The sequence below is a fragment of the Paracoccus methylarcula genome (genome assembly GCF_003007735.2).
In the GTDB taxonomy this organism is placed as follows: Bacteria; Pseudomonadota; Alphaproteobacteria; order Rhodobacterales; family Rhodobacteraceae; genus Paracoccus; species Paracoccus methylarcula.
Genome location: NZ_PXNQ02000021.1, coordinates 1 through 16,906 on the forward strand (window position 1 = coordinate 1; position 16,906 = coordinate 16,906).

The following is a 16,906-nucleotide window of genomic DNA, read 5'->3' on the forward strand; positions in this document are numbered from 1 at the left end:
TCTGCTCGGCGAGGACGGTCTGCTGGGGAATCTGGCCGAGGCAGTTGCTCCCGGCTCGACATCTCCAGCGACCCTGACCGGCAACCTGATTGGCCATAGCGGTGTTCTCGACGATATTGTCGCGGGCCTGGAAACGGGCGAACTTGCCGGCGCAATCTCGGATGCCTATGACGATCTCCTGGGAGTTGGCGGTGCTGTGGACAACCTCACGGATGGGCGTGGATTGGGCGTCGAGTGCCTGATGGACAACCTGCTCGAACCGGTCGGGCTTGTCGAGATAGGCGGCATTATCGGCGAAGGTGCCCTTGATGGCCTGATCGGCGAGAATGGGCTGCTGGGGAACCTGGCCGAGGCAGTTGCTCCCGGCTCGACATCTCCAGCGACCCTGACCGGCAACCTGATCGGCCATAGCGGTGTTCTCGACGATATCGTTGCGGGCCTGGAAACGGGAGATCTCGCCGGCGCCATCTCGAATTCCTATGACGATCTCCTGGGAGTTGGCGGTGTTGTAAACAACCTCTCCGATGGGCGTGGATTGGGTATCGAGGGCCTGATGGACAATGTGCTCGAACCGGTCGGACTTATCGGGATTGGCGGCATTATCGGCGAAGGAGCTCTTGATGGCGTGATCGGTGTGAATGGCCTCCTGGGGAACCTGGCCGAGGCAGTTGCTCCCGGTTCGACATCTTCGCTGACCCTGACCGGCAACCTGATCGGCAACAACGGAGTTCTCGACGATATTGTCGCGGGCCTGGAAACGGGAGAACTTGGTGACGCAATCTCGGCTTCCTATGACGATCTCCTGGCACGCGGCGGCGTTGTAAATAACCTCTCCGACGGACATGGGTTGGGTGCCGAGGGTGTGCTGGGCGATGTGCCAGAACCCGTCGGACTTATCGGAGTAAGCGGTAGCTCATATGGCAATATCTTTGGCCATGATGATGATTTTTATTCATAAGTAGATGTTTTCCATCAGTGATCTTGCGGGGCTGTCTCCGCAGGATCACTGTGGCCCCTGTCAGAATATCGAGTGAATCACTTCAAGCTTGCCTGAGCCTGATTTATCAGGCTCAGGATTTCAGTGACGCGATCGTATCAGGCAAGGCATTTCGCGCCAGACCATCCGAAGCTGAAATTTCGGCCAATGATCTGAAGCGAATTCGATGAAGTGTCATGCTCGGGCAGGCATCTGTTGCAATCGAATTGAGCGAAGGCGAGCAGGTATTTCCTGAAGCGTAATTGCGCAGGGATGAGGCGGCACGGCCACTGTCCGATCGGTGCCGGATCAGGCTGAGATACAGCTCGGGTTTTGATGAATCATGCAGGAGCCGGGTTGGAAATTCCCAAGATACAGACGCCGTCAGGAGATTGTCATGTGCCCACCAGCACCGCTGTCATCAGCAGTCCTACCCACATCAACGCGGCCATAGCAGCAGCACCGTTCATGACATCATATACGACTCCGCTGCGCCTCCGACCGATAGCGAATGCGAAGAGGGCAATGAGAGGCAGGAGATCAAGAGATGACATGGCTATATCATATCCGGTCCGGTATCACTTCGCCATATTTTCATCTCTTCTGTCATCCAGGTCAGTGGAATCCCTTACCATCTTCAAGCAGGGCAGGTTGGTGTAACCTTGACCTGCCCCCAGGGGATCCTGTTCATCAAAAACGCATACGGGTGGAACCCGGTCGTCGTGAGTCTCGGGGTTCACAATTGTCACAGCATCGCAAAAGAATAAGAGCGATGTGTCGACATCTCGCGCGCCGCCACCTTTGCGACGATCATGATCCGCCTGATTTGCTATCCAGAGGAATTATGCGCCGCTTCTGACCCGGATTTTGGTTACTCGTGTTCATATGGCAGGTTGCCACTGACTCCTAATATTGGTGGGTTCCATGGCGGCAGGAAAGGGAAGGAAAATTCCTCACTGTCATCACGACCAGAGATCACGTCCTGTGCTTTCCGCAGGGCGACAGATCGAATGAACGAAGAGAGCGAGCCTCCTTGGCGTCGTACGGCCTGCTCGATCACGGTTCGTTCATCGGAAGTCAGAAGCAGGTTGAACTGGCGGACATCACTCCTGTCGCGAGACCTCGGGCCGTTCGATAAATCGAAATGTTTCATGCTATCCTTCTCGCGTTCAGTATTTGGGGAGTAACACACTTGTAAGAGGCTAACACGCCTCAACTAAAGCGTGCATCAAGATTCTAAAAAATTCAACATGAATAGTTGCCTACAACCTTAGTGGCAGGAATAAGCGGGTTACCGAACCGCAACTCAAGCATTTGCTGCAGCTTTTGACAGAAAATCTGTGGTGAGCTGATTTCTCATTCTCAAGACAGCGAACAAGAGCGGAAATGCACAGGATACAGTGAACGAATTGCCAATGCGCATATTAATCATTCAAATGAAGGCAGAGTTCGCCAATTCTCCAGATTCAGGCCCGTCAACCGTTCGGTTTGTGTGATATCGTTCAACATTAGCGCATGGAGATCTTCCAACTCGGTCCGGGTGAATTCGGGACGATGCTCCGTTGGGGCTGTGGGATCATTGATTGTCAAGTCGTCGCCGCTCCAAGCCAAGCCAAGCCAAAGCCTGCGTTCACCTGTTTGCGCAGCACATTCTTCGGTTCGGGAACTCCAAGGAAATCCGTGGCAGCGCAAACGAAGCATGCCGGTTCCTCCTTGAGTTGATCAAACGTTAGGAAACAGAATGTATCGCGCGGATAGGCATTCAGCCAGTTGACCAACCCGGGAGCATAATGGCTGGTCTTCAGAGGTGACAGAGAAACTGGTGGGTCGAACGTATCAGAGATTCGTATGCCGGGCGCATAGCGAGCACGACGCCAGTTGTGGAGGTAGAATGAGATAGCCTTCTCGGTAGGCTGGCGCATACACACAATGAACTTGGGGGTGCCGGGGACATAACTTTTTATATTCTCAAGGGCACGTGGCCACTGCAGATAGGTGGTCGAACCTTCGCCCACCCAGGTTTGATCGCCGGCGGCTGCAAAATGGGTCTGGAGATAGTTCTTGTATTGGCTTTCGTTGACGTCTGGACGCGAGAAGAACAGAGGTTCCTTTGGATCGCTGAAGAATACATCGGGTTGTTCGGCCAACATCTTTGCCAGATAGGTCGTTCCGGATTTCTGGGCACCTATGATGAAGAAGTTCGGGACTCTCATTTCCTAGTGGTTCCTAGCTGTTATTTTCGCCGGGTCATTCCGTATATGTTCCCGCCTCAGTCAATGGCTACATGTTCTTGATGGATAGGTTGATTCGGGTGAACGGGCGGAAACTCCGTTCCCGTGCGAATTCCCCTGGATGAATTTCACCGGTGAGCGGACCCCTATCATACCACTCGGCTCATACGGCATCGCGGTTCCGGAGCAAAGAGGCCGCATGTATATCTTTCATGATCCGACTGATCAGTTCTGATGATGGAGAGGGCGTCATCGATATGGTTTCTCCCCGCCAAGACGGAGTAACTGTTGCGACCTGTCCGAGGAACTTCCTGGGTAGAAGACCGAATATGCGCTCGTAGGCATGCGCATATTCTCCATCTCCTCGCGTGGAACCGATCGAGAAATTGTTCCGTATCATGGAGGCAGGAGGCAATGGTTTGAAAATCGTGCTTCGAGCGATGAAGATCGTTCCCGCGAAGAAACCCCAATCCTGCTCTAGATCGGCGTGAAGACTGGTGCGGTTGATATCGGACACATTGCGAAAATTGTCTTTCATCGCCTTATGCGCTGAAAGGTAGGTCGAGTCCGCTCCAACTAGCAAGAGCTGCGGATTGGCTTTCATGAACTCGATATTCTTGCCGAGCCGGGCGCCATTGCCCAGAACAGAATCGAACAGCTCGCTTTGCCAAGTTTCCCCGACGATATCTTCGCCACGCTTGGTATGCAATTTGCATATGATTCCAGCGTTATACAGGTCGAAATGTTCCATCGCGGCAAGGAACGGATAGACGTCCATTCCGATGTTCTCGACCTTCAGAAAACGTACCGGAGCCGTCAGTTTGGCCAGAGCCATCATGATTTCCGGGCTTAAGTCATGGCTGTGTGTTACATAAACCTTGTGTTTGGCGCGGAAGTTCCTAAGCCGCGCTATGATGTTCAAAGCCACATCTTCATAGAAAATGTGGAAGACGATCGATACATGCGATGGTCGAAAATAACGCTTCAGCATATTCTCGGGAAACTCTCCTGGGGCGCTCAATCACGGATACAACGGCCTGAACGCTTTTCCTCCACGCTCAGGTTGCCGGTGATACGCCAGCATAAAAAGGAAGGCGGGCCTCACCCATCCTTGCGCCCGAGAAGCTTGCGGATGGCACGGGCGACACTCCGTAGCGGCCAGGTTACTTTCCAGGAATTACTGTTAAGAAGAGCTTCGATATAAGCTTCCTGGGCTGCAACCCTGTCTCGCAAGCCGCTCAGATTTTGATGCAACCTTGATCTCGCCTCTTCCTTTTCAAGCAGGAGGCCTGCCATCTCCGCGAATTGGCTACTGTAATCCGAAATCGTCTTGTTGAGACGCCGTATCTCGAGTTCATGCTTCTTTTGGGCCGATTGATATGTCTCTACCCACTGCCCGACCTCTTCCGCAGCCTTGCTGAGTTCCTTTTCGCGATCGCTGAACTGCGCGATGGTTTTTTCCAGTCCGGCAATCTTGTCGACAGCTTCGGCCTTGTACTCCTGCAACGCCTGTTCCAGGTGCCGGGCCTTTTCAGCTTCTTGCGACCACTTCTGCTCCAGATCCTGTTTTTCGCCCGTCAGACGCCGAGTTTCACGTAAACCGAGCTGCCCGCTTCGAACGATTCCGGCAAAGATAGGTCCGGACTTGTCGAACTCCGCGCGGACCTCATCGAGCCGTGCATGATCAGCCTCGGATTCACCCGTGGTTGACCAGCGCTCGAATATTTCGAAACTATCTCGGACCCAGCCCGGGATCAGTGGATCAACCAACACTCTGCTGCCTTGCGCATTGTGGTGGCGCAGATCCTGCCTGATGAAGGCATCGATCTCGGAGGTCACGTTGGGAGAGAAGCGAGGGAACTTCAGATCGAGTATATGTTCGATTTTTTGTGCAACGGCGCCCCAGGACTGTAGCAGGGCGGCGTAGTTGACGAAGCTGCGGGGGCTGCCTCGTGTGCCGGCCTCCGCATCCAGCAAATGACGCAGCCAGATCAGCAGGCCAAGGTCGGTATCGATGGCATCGCGCTTCTTCAGTGACGCTGCGACTTCCAGCGGATCGCGGTGAGTGTGGATGTAGCGCGGTGAGATGTCCAGGGATTCGAGCGCCCGTTTCCATATTGGCACGAGGCGGCAGATCCGGGGATCCTTCACTACGAACTGCCTTGCCGAACCAAACTCGGCTTGCAGAAGATCCGTGATCTCGTCCTGAAATCCTTGTGCGCACGGGCTGTCGAACCAGCTATCTCCTATTGGGAGCCAGTCAGCCCAATGCGAGCAGGCGCTGTCCAGCAGGCGTTCATGAAGATTGTATAGTGGCTGCGGTTCAAAGTGCCCCAATTCATTGCTTGTATTGCCGCGCATCAAGTTCTTCGGTAGCGTGCATCCAAGAAGGCCCAGCGTTCCCGCAAGAGCCGATGTCCCGGAGCGGTGCATCCCCAAAACCATTATCGCGAAGCGCTGCGGTTTCTGTTTGGTTTCAGGCATTTTACTATCTGCAATTACTACCGGGGGACTCTGCACATGATCGGACCCATCGGAGACATGATCCTTCCGTGTCTGTGGCTTATCCTGGATGCGAATAGGGGCAGAGGTCATTGGATGAGCGCCTTCTTATCTCCATGGCTGTGCTTGTCTGGCGAAGAAACTGATGTATGCCTCAGAAGATACAAAGGCTGCCAGTCGAAATGGCTCACGGCACTGGCAAATCGTTTTCGATCAAAAATCTCCAATCCGCATTGCTGTGCGAAAGCAGATAGCTCTGCGGTCTGCGCCGGTCCGGAGAGGATCATCATGCCGTCTTCCTTCAACAGGCGACTGGTCCAGTTCAAAACTGCCTGAACCCCGGATTCGCGCATATCCGGTAGCCAGATATCGTTCAGGAGGATAAGCGGCAGGCTGTTTTCGGCTATATTCAGGGGCTGTGAGGCCGCCAGGCGTTGAAGCAGGTCTTCCAGTGACAGGGCATGCCCCTGGAACTGATGCCGCCAGAAATCAAGAAGCGGCCCGGGTGCCGAAACGGCCAGGGCAGGGAGGCGGCGATACAGCAACAGGGATTCTGACAGGAAGCGCTGCAGCGACCGGCTACGCCGGGTCGAGCCGCATTCGGGACAAACGGCTTCGGCTCCGACGTGGGTGAAGGCTGGCGATGACTTGCCACAGGCATTGCACAGGGCCAGACTCCGTTTGGAGACAGCATCCAGAATGGGTAAATCATTCAGTGTTGGTGGATGCAGGGCGCTCATTTTCTCGTCCAGTCGATGAAAAATGCTCGGACGGGTCTTGTTGTAAAGCGATAGCATGCCGGGGGCCTGTCCCAGTTCCCATCCTCGGCTCTCGACATAATAAGAGAACTCGACATCGGTGTAAGCATGGGCGACATCGTTCGAAAAACCGCCTATCTCGTCGATCATCTCCCGACGAAGCACAAAGAAGCCTCCTTGAACGTGACAAAATGAACGGTCGGGGTTGTTTCTTGCGAAATCCTGATTGCGGAACTTGTCAAAGAGCGCCACCCCCTTTGGATAATCCCGCCCGTGCAAATAGGACGGAGAATAGCATAACGTGCCGGCCTGACCGACGCGGGGGTTGGCATTCATGTAATGAATGAGGGGAATCTCCCAGCCCTTGGCAGTGGTCATGCCTTCTTTGCCGCAGACATACACCGCATAGTCGGAACGGCCGTGCTGTAGGCAAATATTCGTGCCGGGCCCGACATAGGCATTTTCGCGGTTGATTATCAGCGTGATGTTATCATGCCTGCCTTGCAAATCGACCAGATAGGCGAGCGTGGAGGGGCGGGAACCATTGTCGCAGATGATCAGGTGATGCGGCATGCTGGTATTGGCGAGCAACCGCTGAGTGACTTCGTACAGCTCCGGCAAGTTGTTCCAGCTTACGATCATCAGATCGACCGTTTCGTTCGCCCAGATCCGCATCATGCCTTCGACAAGACGTTCGGAATTGTATTTGCTCTGAATCCTTTCGAGACCGTTCTCGATCATCGCTTCGACGGCCGCATCGGGCAGGGCGTAATAGGCCCGCACGCGTTCTGCGATAGCCTCGGGAGTTGCTTCGGACAACATGCCCGTCAGCCCGTCCTCGACAAGATCCGGGATCCCCGAGATCGCGGTGGTGATGACGGGTACGCCGGCGGACATCGCCTCCATCACAACCGTCGGAATGCCATCCATATCGCCATCTGCTGCACGCACGGATGGGCAGCTGAACAGGTCGCAACTGCGGAATGCATCGAGCATCTCGTCGAGGCCGTTCACGGCTCCGCAGAACTCGACGTTCCCGATCCCCTTGTCCGCGACGATCCGACGGTATTCGGCTTCCAGATCACCATATCCGTAGAGCGCCACCCTGATGCCGTCCGGTTCCAGAAGTTTTGCGGCTCGAACCAGGTTCCCCAGCCCCTTCTTCTCGGCAAAACGGTGGATGGCTATGATCCTGCGGAAGGGCCGTTTACTGCGCTCTGTCATGCGCGCCGCAGCATATAGAGTATCGTCGCACCCATTGGCGCTTGGCACCATCTTGTTCTCGGGAACGCCCCTTAGCGACAGATAGCGCTCATGGAAGCTCGATGGCACGAAAACCTTGCGGCACCACGGCGAACGGGCGACTTCACCGATCCGGTTCTTCAGGTCGTTGCGGTAGCGAAAGATGTCTTGCGCATGAGCGATGAAGGTGAATGGAACCCGGGCTTTTTCGCAGGCGGGCCAAACCATTTCCGTCACCGTCGGAAAGACGAAATGGCTGTGGACCACGGTCCGGCCGGTTGCCTGCAACCTGTTGGCCAGATGCTCGGGGCTATCGACAGTTTCCCACTCGATCTCGAAGTCTGGCGTGAAATCCTCGTGCGGGGAATGGCGGCAGAACACACGCACGTCCACACCATTGGCCTTGAGGATCCGCAATTCGTTCAGGACGAAGGTCTCGGACGGGACAGGAAAGTGCCACAGGAAATAGGCGATCCGCAGGGCTGTCCGGGGAAGGGGCGACAGATCTGACCGGGCAGGAAGCACGACCCTGGGCGGCGAAGATTCCCTGTCGAGAAGGTCCGTATATGCGGAGCGCAGGCTTTCGATATAGACATCTCGCCCGAAGCGTTCATGGGCTTCGTCGCGGGCATTGCGGCCCATCTGTATCAGGAGATTGCGATCCTTCGACAATTTGCCCAGCAGGTCGGCGATCTTCGAGACATCGCCAAACGGAACCACGAATCCGCTGCGTCCCGTGGTTACCAGTTCAGGCGGAGCACCGTGATCATATACAATGACTGGGCGTGCGCCCGCCATGCTTTCAAGCACGGTGCGCCCAAAGGATTCCTGGAAGGTGGAGATGCTCAGAACGACATCCGTTTCTGCGATAGCCGCGGCCGGGGTGTCGCGATAGCCGAGTAACTTGATGCTTTCCGGAAGTTCTTTGCGGGAAAGGCGCTCCCTGATGTCCTCCGTGAGGGAGGTGTCCGGTCCGATGATATGGAAATGTATGTCCGGATGAGTGTGTTCCAGTTTCTGGGCGATCTTGGTGAAAGCCCCTAACCCCTTCTTGGGCAGATTCGAACTGATGAGCCCGACGCGCAGTGGCCCGGCGTTTCCGGGCGGGGGCATTTTCCGCAAGGCGGACATGTCGACCGTATTGTAGACCACATGGGGGGACTTTCCGGGAAGCGTGAAACCAGTGGCGGTGACATGTGAGTTGGCGATGATGCCGTCGGCATTCTCCCAGAGCCATTCTATGATTTCGGGCGCTGTCAGGCGGATTTCCTCTAGCAAATGTTCGTCATGCTGGATCAGTTCACGCGCCTGCACAAGGCTGCGAACGCCCATGTAGCGGGCGGCCAGCAGCGGCTCGCGCAGCATGATCGTGTTGCTGTGGACAACATCGACATGCTCTGCCGCAATGATCGACGCGATCCGCCCTATCGTGGCCGGAGCCACAGGGATATCTCCCCGCCACCAAGGGATGGGCAGATGGTAGATAGCAACGCTACGCTGTTTCAGTGCCGCGAGATAAGCCTGGTTTTCCACGCTGGGGATCGTGATGATCAGATTGAAATCGAGCGCGGAAATGCCGTCAACCATGTCGAGGAAGCTGCGTTCGCCTCCGAATAGTTGTTGACGCGCAGAATGCGCGCAGAGCAGAACCGTGGTCCGGCCGGGACGGCGCCGTAAGTCTCCCGCTATCCGCGCGCCTATTTCCGATCGTGACGCCGGTTGCCCGGAGTTGGGGCGTGCCTGACGTCCCTCATCCCGGCCATGCTGGATGTAGTGCAGCAGCGGATTGATCCCGGCTTTCTCGATGTCGCGATATTCTTCCAGATAGCCAGCGGTGTCGAAATCCGGTCCGGGATCTCGTTTCAGACGCGCCCCGATCTGCAAGAAATGTGCAAGGGGGGGCATCCCGGACATGGCCACGTCTGGATAGGTGGAAAGATACCAGTCCCGATCGAACAGACCGGACTTGCGGATGTCGTCAGCGTCTTTGTTTATCACATGCTTGGCTTTTATCTCGAGGTGGCACGCTGCGCAGCATTTTGGCTGTTTCGGGGGGATGAAGCAACGCCTTTCTCCCTGGGGTTCGCGCATGTTCCGGACGCTGATCGGCAGGATTGCGCCGATCGGCAGGATGCCGCTGGCCGGGTATCGGGATCGAGGCGGAAGCGAGATATCTCGATCATTCGGAAAGTGCATCGCCTCACGAGACGACAGATGGCCGAAATCGAGATGAGCACGGCATTGCCCTCGTGAATTGCTTCAACGCACCCGGCGCAACAGAGATCAAGCGCGTTCCCTGGTTTTCATAGGGTCGGGAAATCACCCCCCGGCGGCAGGTGCCGCGACAATTCCGGTCCAGTGCGTTCCCGGGGTGCCGTGCATGCTGTGGAACCGGCGAAAGACCGTGTCATGAGCATGTATGCGATGGAAAAGTTCGAAAACGATCACCGACACCACGCTCTTCTTGTTCGCGACGGTTGCCAGTCTCCGCTGCATGTTGCGGATGAGATCTCCGCGCCCGATGCCGAAAGCCGTCATGCCGTCGAATAACGGTATCTGGGGGGGCACCGCGCGATATTGCCGCGCCGTGCCGTTCTGTCCGGTGGCCCAGTTCTCGGTCTCATAGAGCTTCACCGTGTCCGTCAGGATGGCCCCGGTCATGGCCAGGGCGCGCTCGGCCGGGTCTTCGGCATGATCGGCGAATGTGTTGCAGGCCGAGACGAGCCACCGGCTGTCCAGTTCGCGCCGCAGGAACTCCGTTTCCTCGGTCCAGATTGCCCGAAACTGCGCGAAGGCCCGGTCTTTCTCCAATCTGCGGCGGATCAGGCTGATGAGCGCGGCATGATAGAAGAGCAGTTCGGGTTTCGTGGCGAATTCTTCGCGGAGCGTGGCAAAATGGAAGGAAATATCCTTGGCGGGAGGGCGTGGAAGAGCGGGCGCGCTGCCGGGAATGATGCGCTCCCGCATATCGATTGCGCGATCCCCGCAGATCCTGCGCAAATCCTCGAGCCCGGTGATCGGGTTTTCCGGATCCGCCGGGCGTGGAATGCCGGCGGATGCGAAGAGCTCGGGAGGCAGACGGTAAATGGCGTTTTTCAGGGCAGGGCGCGCGGCATTGATTCTATTGGAGAAGCTGCCCAGGATCTGGATCAGGTTGCGCCGCACCAAATGGTCGCCATCGCGATAGGCCGAGGTGAGTTCCGCGAACAGGGCATGCGGGGACGGCTCCTTTCCCAGAATGTCTTCGGCCGCGGCGGAATAGCGGAAATGGCCGACTTGCCTGACCGTATTCGCTCGATAGGACTCAATATGATCCGCTGCCGATACCGTCTGTCCGGGGGCGCTGCGAAGACATCTTGGAACCGGCGCGGGATGCCCCTTCTGAAGTGAGGCGAAGTAGCGTTTCGCGTGATGCAGCCGTTCGCGGACAGGTTCCAGCGCATTCTGCAGCCTTGCCGCGCTGCCCTCGGGATCATCGAGGATCCGCGACGCATCCTCGGTGATGGCCTCTTGATCGTCGAAGGCCCGGACCGGGCAAATCTCCCCCAACATCGCCGACAATCCTTCATTCTTGTAGGAATTGCCGGGCAGTTGAATGGCGGGAGTGCCGGCGGCCAATGCCATGATCGTCATGTGATAACGGCCGCCAAGGACAAGGCGGCATTGCTGCAAGGCGTAAGCGGCGGCGGTGTGGGAACTGTTCGGCGGGATGCTCGCGAATCCGTCCTCTCCCCAGTGTTTCCGGGCAAGCTCGATCAGCGTCTTGTCCGGACCGGTCGATACCGCGACAAGTGGAATCAGGCCGCTCTCTTGCCTGATGCGGTCGGCGGCGGCGAAGATCTTTTCATGGGCTTCCGACTCGGGGCGGTTATCGAACCACGCCGTTCCGGTCACCGCGAAATGCCGACCGGCCGGGATGTCCTGCGCGGCCCGGCGGGGGCGCACCAGGAACGCCGCGTCCGGGATATGGATGACCTCGCGGATTCCCGCCTTCTGCGCCGCGTCGAAGGATATATTCTCGCGCACGGCCACCAGGTCGAAACTGTTATATGCCGCCGCCATCACCGGGGTGAAACCATCGTTGCAGGAAAAGATTGTCTGATTGAGCGACAGGACCGGTTTTTTCCAGGCATGCTTGGCGACGAAAGGCAAGAGCAACAGCCTTGCGCCGCGCAGGAAATCGGTGCCTGCCATGGTTCCCTCGGCCTGGAAGAAGACGAGATCCGCCATCTTTGCCTGGCTGGCATACTGACCATAGCGCCGAAGGGCCAGCTCTTCGAGATAGGCAAGCGCCCCGCCCGCCGCACTCCCCGACTGGCAGACATCCAGCATGGCGGTATAGATGTCCTGCAATTCCTGTTGTTCGAGGCGCAGATCCATTTCATGGCGGGGAAGCAGGGGGATGGGGGAAATCTTTGGCAGCGCTTCGGTTTCAAGATTTCCATTCAGCAGGCTGAGTAATCCCCAACTGGTTGCCTGGCAGCCCCAGTTGGGGCGAAATCCTGTGAAATTGATGATGGCAATTTTTCGCGCAGGATAAGTATTCAAGCCCGACCCTCAGCTATTGATGACGCTTGTAATGGGAAAACTCGATACTCACTCGAAAGTCCGATATTCTTCATAAAAAACAAAAAACCATTGACTCTACAACCCCGGAGAGGGAAATTTGAAATTGTCCGGTTCAATGGATTGGACGTTGGGTGAATGTATCAATAAGAGGTATGAATCATTGCCTGGTGAACTTCTTTTGCCTGTAAGCGGACTTTGGGGCTCCATCCATGGTGGTGTTTCAGGAGGGCTTGCGGTTCAGGGCCTGTCCATGGGGGCGGCTTCTGGGGCGATGGAAGGCACGTTCGGCGATCATGTCGCCATTGGTGATGTGCTTGAAAAACTTGCGGAAGGTGACGTTGCCAGCGCTGCGATGGCTGCCTGCGCGGATGCGGTCGGCCCGGGTGGTGCTGCGAGCAAGCCGGGGCAAGGCGATGGTCTTGGCGTCAAGGGGTTATTGGGCAATGCGCTGAATTTGGCCGATGGCCTGCTTGGTATTGCCGGTGAATTGTCCGAGCCCTCTGTGGGGAGAGTGGGCATGTCTGAATAACAGTGGGTCCGGATAGTATAATACTGTTCGGGCCTTAATTTGCATACTGCTTGCTGGAAGATTGTATTTTGTATACATTTTATCCGCGCATCCTGCGGAAGTGTTCCGGCATTTTGTCGCGTTTTGGGATAGCCATATGTCCGCGGTCGATGCTCATCAAATACAAGCGGCAGGTGATGGCCTGTCGAATAGTTATATATCGGATGCAATGAAATCGCTGCGCATGTATTTTGCATTCGCAGGGCTCTTTTCATGCGCAATCAATCTGCTTTATCTGAGCTCGCCTCTCTACCTGATGCAGGTCTACAATCGCGTTCTGGTCAGCCAAAGCATTCCCACGCTGGCTATGCTGACGCTGATCCTGGTGCTGGCCCTTGGCGTGATGGGGGTGCTGGATGCGCTGCGTGGCAGGCTGCTGGTCCGCTGCTCGGTCCTGCTCGACGACAAGCTGGCCGGTCCGGTCTTCGGGGCATTGGTGCGGAAATCGGCCAGGCAGGGCATGTCCTCCAGTGCCCAGGCCCTCCGCGAACTGGACGAGTTTCGCGCCTTCATCACTGGACCCGGCATTCATTTCGCCTTCGACCTGCCGTGGGTCCCGATCTATCTGGGATTGCTTTACCTGATCCACCCGATCCTGGGACTTGTCGCCACGATCGGGTCGGCGCTTCTCCTGCTTCTGGTTTTCGTCAACGAGAGGCTGACCAAGACTGCGCTAGAGAACGCGCAATCCTCGTCCCGGCGTGCCTTTGTCTTCACCGAGAACATCATGCAGCATGCCGATGTCATTCATGCGATGGGGATGCTGCCCTCGGTCGAGCGCCACTGGCAGGGGAGCCGGGCAAAGATGCTGGCACAGCAATCGCTGGCCAGTGATCGCAATGCAGCCGTCAGCGCCAGCATCCGCTTCGCGCGCCTGCTCCTGCAATCGCTGCTGCTGGGAACGGGTGCATGGCTGGCCATCGACGGCTCCATCATGCCGGTGACCATCTTTGCCGCCAGTATCATCATGGGGCGCGCCCTGGTCCCGGTCGAGCAATCGGTGGGCGCGTGGAAGCATGCGGTTGTCGCGAGATCGGCCTATCGGCGCGTCGCGGCATTGCTGAAGGAGAACCCCGATCTCGAAATCCAGACCATCGTGCCGAGTGACGTGACCGCGCTCGAGGTCGAGGGCCTGTCCTACCGCGTCGCCAACCGGAAGCGGCCGGTATTGGAAAACCTGTCCTTCAACATCAATTCCGGCGAGGTTCTGGGGGTCGTCGGCCCGAGCGGCTCCGGCAAGAGCACGCTGGCACGGCTGCTGATCGGCGCGTTGTCGCCATCGGCCGGGCGCCTGCGTTTCGGCGGCATCAATTACGAACATTGGGACCGTGGGGAGTTCGGGCGCATCGTCGGCTACCTGCCGCAGGATGTCGGGCTGTTCGCGGGAACCGTCCGCGAAAACATCGCCCGTTTCCAGGATGTTCCGGTCGAGCAGGTCGTCGATGCCGCCAAGCTGGCCGGGATCCATGACCTGGTTCTCGATCTGCCCAAGCAATATGACACCCTGCTGGGGCCGGGGGGACTGGGGCTCTCCGGGGGGCAGCGGCAGCGTCTCGGCCTCGCCCGCGCGCTTCTGGGCAAGCCGCGGCTCATCGTGCTTGATGAACCGAATGCGCATCTGGACATCACGGGCGAACGCGCGCTCAGCGAGGCGCTTTTCGTGATGAAGGCGCAGGGCAGCGCCATCGTTGTCATCACTCATCAGCCGGCAGTTCTGGAAACCGTGGACACCATCCTGTCGCTGGATGGCGGACGTGTCAGGCGCTTGGGACCGCCCGAGGAAATGCTGGCCGGAATCCTGGGAAGGCTCAAGGAGAGCGCATGAACCGTCTTGCCACCCCTCCGAACCTGGCTGATTACCGCAACCCGTTGCGTCCGGCGTTCTGGGGATTCGGCGTCGTGATCGCCTTTGTGCTGGCCTTGCTGATCTGGGGCAACTCGGCGCCGCTGGCCAGTTCGGCCCTGGCCGAGGGTAGCCTTCAGGTGATGGCACAGCGCCAGGCCGTCCAGCATCCGCAAGGCGGCGTGATCACCAGGCTGCATGTCGCCGAGGGCCAGACAGTGTCTCGTGGCGCCTTGCTAATCGAACTGGACGAAACCGAAGCCCGCGCCTCGCGCAATATCGCCGAGGCCGAGGTGGTCGCGTTGCAGGCCCAGCAGGCGCGGCTGGAATGCGAGCGGGACAGGAGCGATCCGGTTGCCTGTCTCGACAAGTTTGCCGCCGCGGAGGGGGATCGGCCGGAAATGGCCGAAGCGATCGCGAATGAGGCGGCGCTGTTGCAGGCACGCGCCCGCACGTTCCGGACCGAGTCCGGCATGCTGACCTCCCGCGTATCGCAACTCAGCGAACAGATCAGCGGCCTCGAAGCGCAGCTTGAGGGGCTTTCGCAACAGCACCGTCTTCTGGAAGAGGAACTGGCTTCCTCGCGCAAACTGCTGGCCTCCGGATTGACTTCGCGTAACCGCACTATGGCACTGGAGCGTGCGGTTGCCGAGGTCATGGGCGATGCGGGCGCACGCCGTGCCGAGATCGCCAGCGCCCGGCAGGAAATTTCCGAGGCGGAACTGGCCGTCGCGAAATTGGAAGATGAGCGGATCAGCGAGATCACCGACCAGCTGCGCAACACCCGATCCGCGCTGGCCGAAGCGCAGCCCCGGCTCGATGCGGCCTATTTCGTCGAGGAACGCAGCCAGATCCGTGCGCCAGTCAACGGTCAGATCGTCGGCCTCTCGGTTTTCACCGAGGGAGGGGTCGTCCAGCCGGGGCAGAAGCTCATGGACATCGTGCCCGACGACAATCCGATCATTGTAGAGGCGCGCCTGCCATTGTCGGATATCAATGGTATCGGTGTCGGAGACATCACGGATGTCCGGCTCAGCGGGGTGCCGCGCAAGCAGCGCCCCGAATTGAGTGGCGAAATCCTGAGCATTTCGGCCGACAAGGTGACCGACAGCCAAACTGGCGTCAGCTATTTTTCCATCCGGGTCGGATTGACGGCCGAGGATGTCGCGCAAGCCGGGATACCGCTGCGGCCGGGGATGCCCGCCGAAGTCGTGATCCCAAGGGGATCGCGCACCGTGGTCAGCTATCTGCTTGGCCCATTGTTGGATGAAATAACCCATGCCTTTCGAGAGGAATAGACCATGGCGAACGACAACATGAAGGCAAATCCCGAAACTCGGAAGCGCTTGGAAATCCGAAACCCGAACGGGCAGACCGCCGGAACTTCGGCCGAGGCCGGCCTGGTGACGCTGGCCGCCGGTGCGGTCGGCCTTGGCATGACCCTGTTGCAGCAAAGCGAGGCCGAGGCCGCAACTGTGGTGTCTGGTGCTCTCCCGGAGCAGGATGTCGATGGCAACGGGACCGAGGGCCGGGATGTGGCTGGGGATGCGCCTCCGCCCCCCCTGCCGGGCAGGGCGCGGATTTGCCCGCCGAGACCGCGGTTGTTGACGCCAATGTCGGGGCCGTAGAAAGCGCGGCGGTTGAAGCCTCTGCTGCGGGGAGCCCGGCAGCACCGGAGATGGCCGAGAGTGAAACCCCGTCCGAAGACATGACAGCATCCGCCGCCACAGGAGGAGGGCATTTCCATCTGGCGTCGGCCGATCCGATCACCAGCTGTCCATCGAACAGGGTGGCGGCTCCCCTGGTGCCGACAGCCCTTCGCCGGTGACTGGCGTCCCGGTCATCACGCTACCCGATCCCGCCGAGGTCACGGTGACCGCGCCCGGGAATGGCTTGCCGGATGAGGTGGAGGGCAACCAGGAGGCGTCGGAGGTGACCGAGCCGATATCGGATACCGTAACGGATGCGGCCGGTTCCATCACCGATCTGCTCACCGGCGATGACGGTGTATTGGATGGCATCGGTGACGTCGTCGGGGGAACCGTGGAGGCCGTTACCGACCTGGCCGGTGATCTGCTTGGGGAAGACGGCGTGGTGGTGGAACTCGTCGACAGTGTCGTCGGCAAAACGCTGGAATCCGTTACCGGCCTGGCCGGCGATCTGCTCGGAGAAGGCGGCGTGGTGGTGGAGCTTGTCGACAGTGTTGGTGAAACGCTG

10 protein-coding genes and 2 pseudogenes are annotated in these 16,906 nt (G+C 58.2%); 6 read left to right on the plus strand and 6 right to left on the minus strand.

Features of this window, described 5'->3' with window-relative positions; genetic code table 11:
* Nucleotides 1-958 (plus strand): annotated as a pseudogene (locus A7A09_RS20945) (hypothetical protein); the annotation flags it as partial.
* 889 nt (nucleotides 959-1,847) lie between these two features.
* Here the strand turns inward: A7A09_RS20945 and A7A09_RS20280 are convergent.
* The 6 genes from A7A09_RS20280 to A7A09_RS20305 all read right to left on the minus strand — a co-directional run bounded on the left by A7A09_RS20280 (nucleotide 1,848) and on the right by A7A09_RS20305 (nucleotide 12,257).
* Nucleotides 1,848-2,129, minus strand: a complete 282-nt coding sequence (locus A7A09_RS20280; RefSeq protein ID WP_123225501.1) for a type II toxin -antitoxin system TacA 1-like antitoxin — start codon at nucleotides 2,127-2,129, stop codon at nucleotides 1,848-1,850.
* A gap of 433 nt (nucleotides 2,130-2,562) precedes the next feature.
* Nucleotides 2,563-3,189, minus strand: coding sequence for a sulfotransferase domain-containing protein (locus A7A09_RS20285; protein WP_106693089.1), 627 nt, complete (start codon nucleotides 3,187-3,189; stop codon nucleotides 2,563-2,565).
* A 181-nt stretch (nucleotides 3,190-3,370) separates the two neighbouring features.
* Nucleotides 3,371-4,198 (minus strand): rhamnan synthesis F family protein, encoded by an 828-nt coding sequence (locus tag A7A09_RS20290; RefSeq protein ID WP_106693090.1) that lies wholly within the window; start codon nucleotides 4,196-4,198, stop codon nucleotides 3,371-3,373.
* A 110-nt stretch (nucleotides 4,199-4,308) separates the two neighbouring features.
* Entirely contained in the window at nucleotides 4,309-5,691 is a 1,383-nt protein-coding gene (locus A7A09_RS20295) for a sulfotransferase family protein (RefSeq protein ID WP_106693091.1), read from the minus strand.
* A 107-nt stretch (nucleotides 5,692-5,798) separates the two neighbouring features.
* Complete coding sequence (locus tag A7A09_RS20300; RefSeq protein ID WP_211341201.1) at nucleotides 5,799-9,707, minus strand: glycosyltransferase; 3,909 nt, start codon at nucleotides 9,705-9,707, stop codon at nucleotides 5,799-5,801.
* A gap of 321 nt (nucleotides 9,708-10,028) precedes the next feature.
* A complete protein-coding gene (locus tag A7A09_RS20305; RefSeq protein WP_148043737.1) occupies nucleotides 10,029-12,257 on the minus strand; it encodes a polysaccharide pyruvyl transferase family protein in 2,229 nt (742 codons plus the stop codon).
* 118 nt (nucleotides 12,258-12,375) lie between these two features.
* Here A7A09_RS20305 and A7A09_RS20675 point away from each other — a divergent pair, with 118 nt between their 5' ends.
* The 5 genes and pseudogenes from A7A09_RS20675 to A7A09_RS20330 all read left to right on the plus strand — a co-directional run.
* Complete coding sequence (locus A7A09_RS20675) at nucleotides 12,376-12,807, plus strand: hypothetical protein (protein ID WP_148043738.1); 432 nt, start codon at nucleotides 12,376-12,378, stop codon at nucleotides 12,805-12,807.
* A gap of 223 nt (nucleotides 12,808-13,030) precedes the next feature.
* Nucleotides 13,031-14,671 (plus strand): type I secretion system permease/ATPase, encoded by a 1,641-nt coding sequence (locus A7A09_RS20315; protein WP_106693097.1) that lies wholly within the window; start codon nucleotides 13,031-13,033, stop codon nucleotides 14,669-14,671.
* The gene (locus A7A09_RS20320) at nucleotides 14,668-15,987 is read left to right on the plus strand and encodes an HlyD family type I secretion periplasmic adaptor subunit (RefSeq protein ID WP_106693095.1); all 1,320 of its coding nucleotides are present in this window, start codon (nucleotides 14,668-14,670) and stop codon (nucleotides 15,985-15,987) included. The genes A7A09_RS20315 and A7A09_RS20320 overlap by 4 nt, the downstream gene beginning before the upstream one ends.
* Before the next feature lie 3 nt (nucleotides 15,988-15,990).
* Nucleotides 15,991-16,317 carry a hypothetical protein gene (locus tag A7A09_RS20325; protein WP_106693096.1) on the plus strand — a complete coding sequence of 109 codons (327 nt, stop codon included), beginning with the start codon at nucleotides 15,991-15,993 and terminating at the stop codon, nucleotides 16,315-16,317.
* A 244-nt stretch (nucleotides 16,318-16,561) separates the two neighbouring features.
* Nucleotides 16,562-16,906 (plus strand): annotated as a pseudogene (locus A7A09_RS20330) (hypothetical protein); the annotation flags it as partial.

What these genes read in the sequence shown, in the direction of transcription:
- A7A09_RS20320 (WP_106693095.1), top strand. Translation starts at nt 14,668, where the DNA reads ATGAACCGTCTTGCCACCCCTCCGAACCTGGCTGATTACCGCAACCCG.
- A7A09_RS20295 (WP_106693091.1), bottom strand. Translation starts at nt 5,691, where the DNA reads ATGCCTGAAACCAAACAGAAACCGCAGCGCTTCGCGATAATGGTTTTG.
- A7A09_RS20280 (WP_123225501.1), bottom strand. Translation starts at nt 2,129, where the DNA reads ATGAAACATTTCGATTTATCGAACGGCCCGAGGTCTCGCGACAGGAGT.
- A7A09_RS20285 (WP_106693089.1), bottom strand. Translation starts at nt 3,189, where the DNA reads ATGAGAGTCCCGAACTTCTTCATCATAGGTGCCCAGAAATCCGGAACG.
- A7A09_RS20315 (WP_106693097.1), top strand. Translation starts at nt 13,031, where the DNA reads ATGTATTTTGCATTCGCAGGGCTCTTTTCATGCGCAATCAATCTGCTT.
- A7A09_RS20290 (WP_106693090.1), bottom strand. Translation starts at nt 4,198, where the DNA reads ATGCTGAAGCGTTATTTTCGACCATCGCATGTATCGATCGTCTTCCAC.
- A7A09_RS20325 (WP_106693096.1), top strand. Translation starts at nt 15,991, where the DNA reads ATGGCGAACGACAACATGAAGGCAAATCCCGAAACTCGGAAGCGCTTG.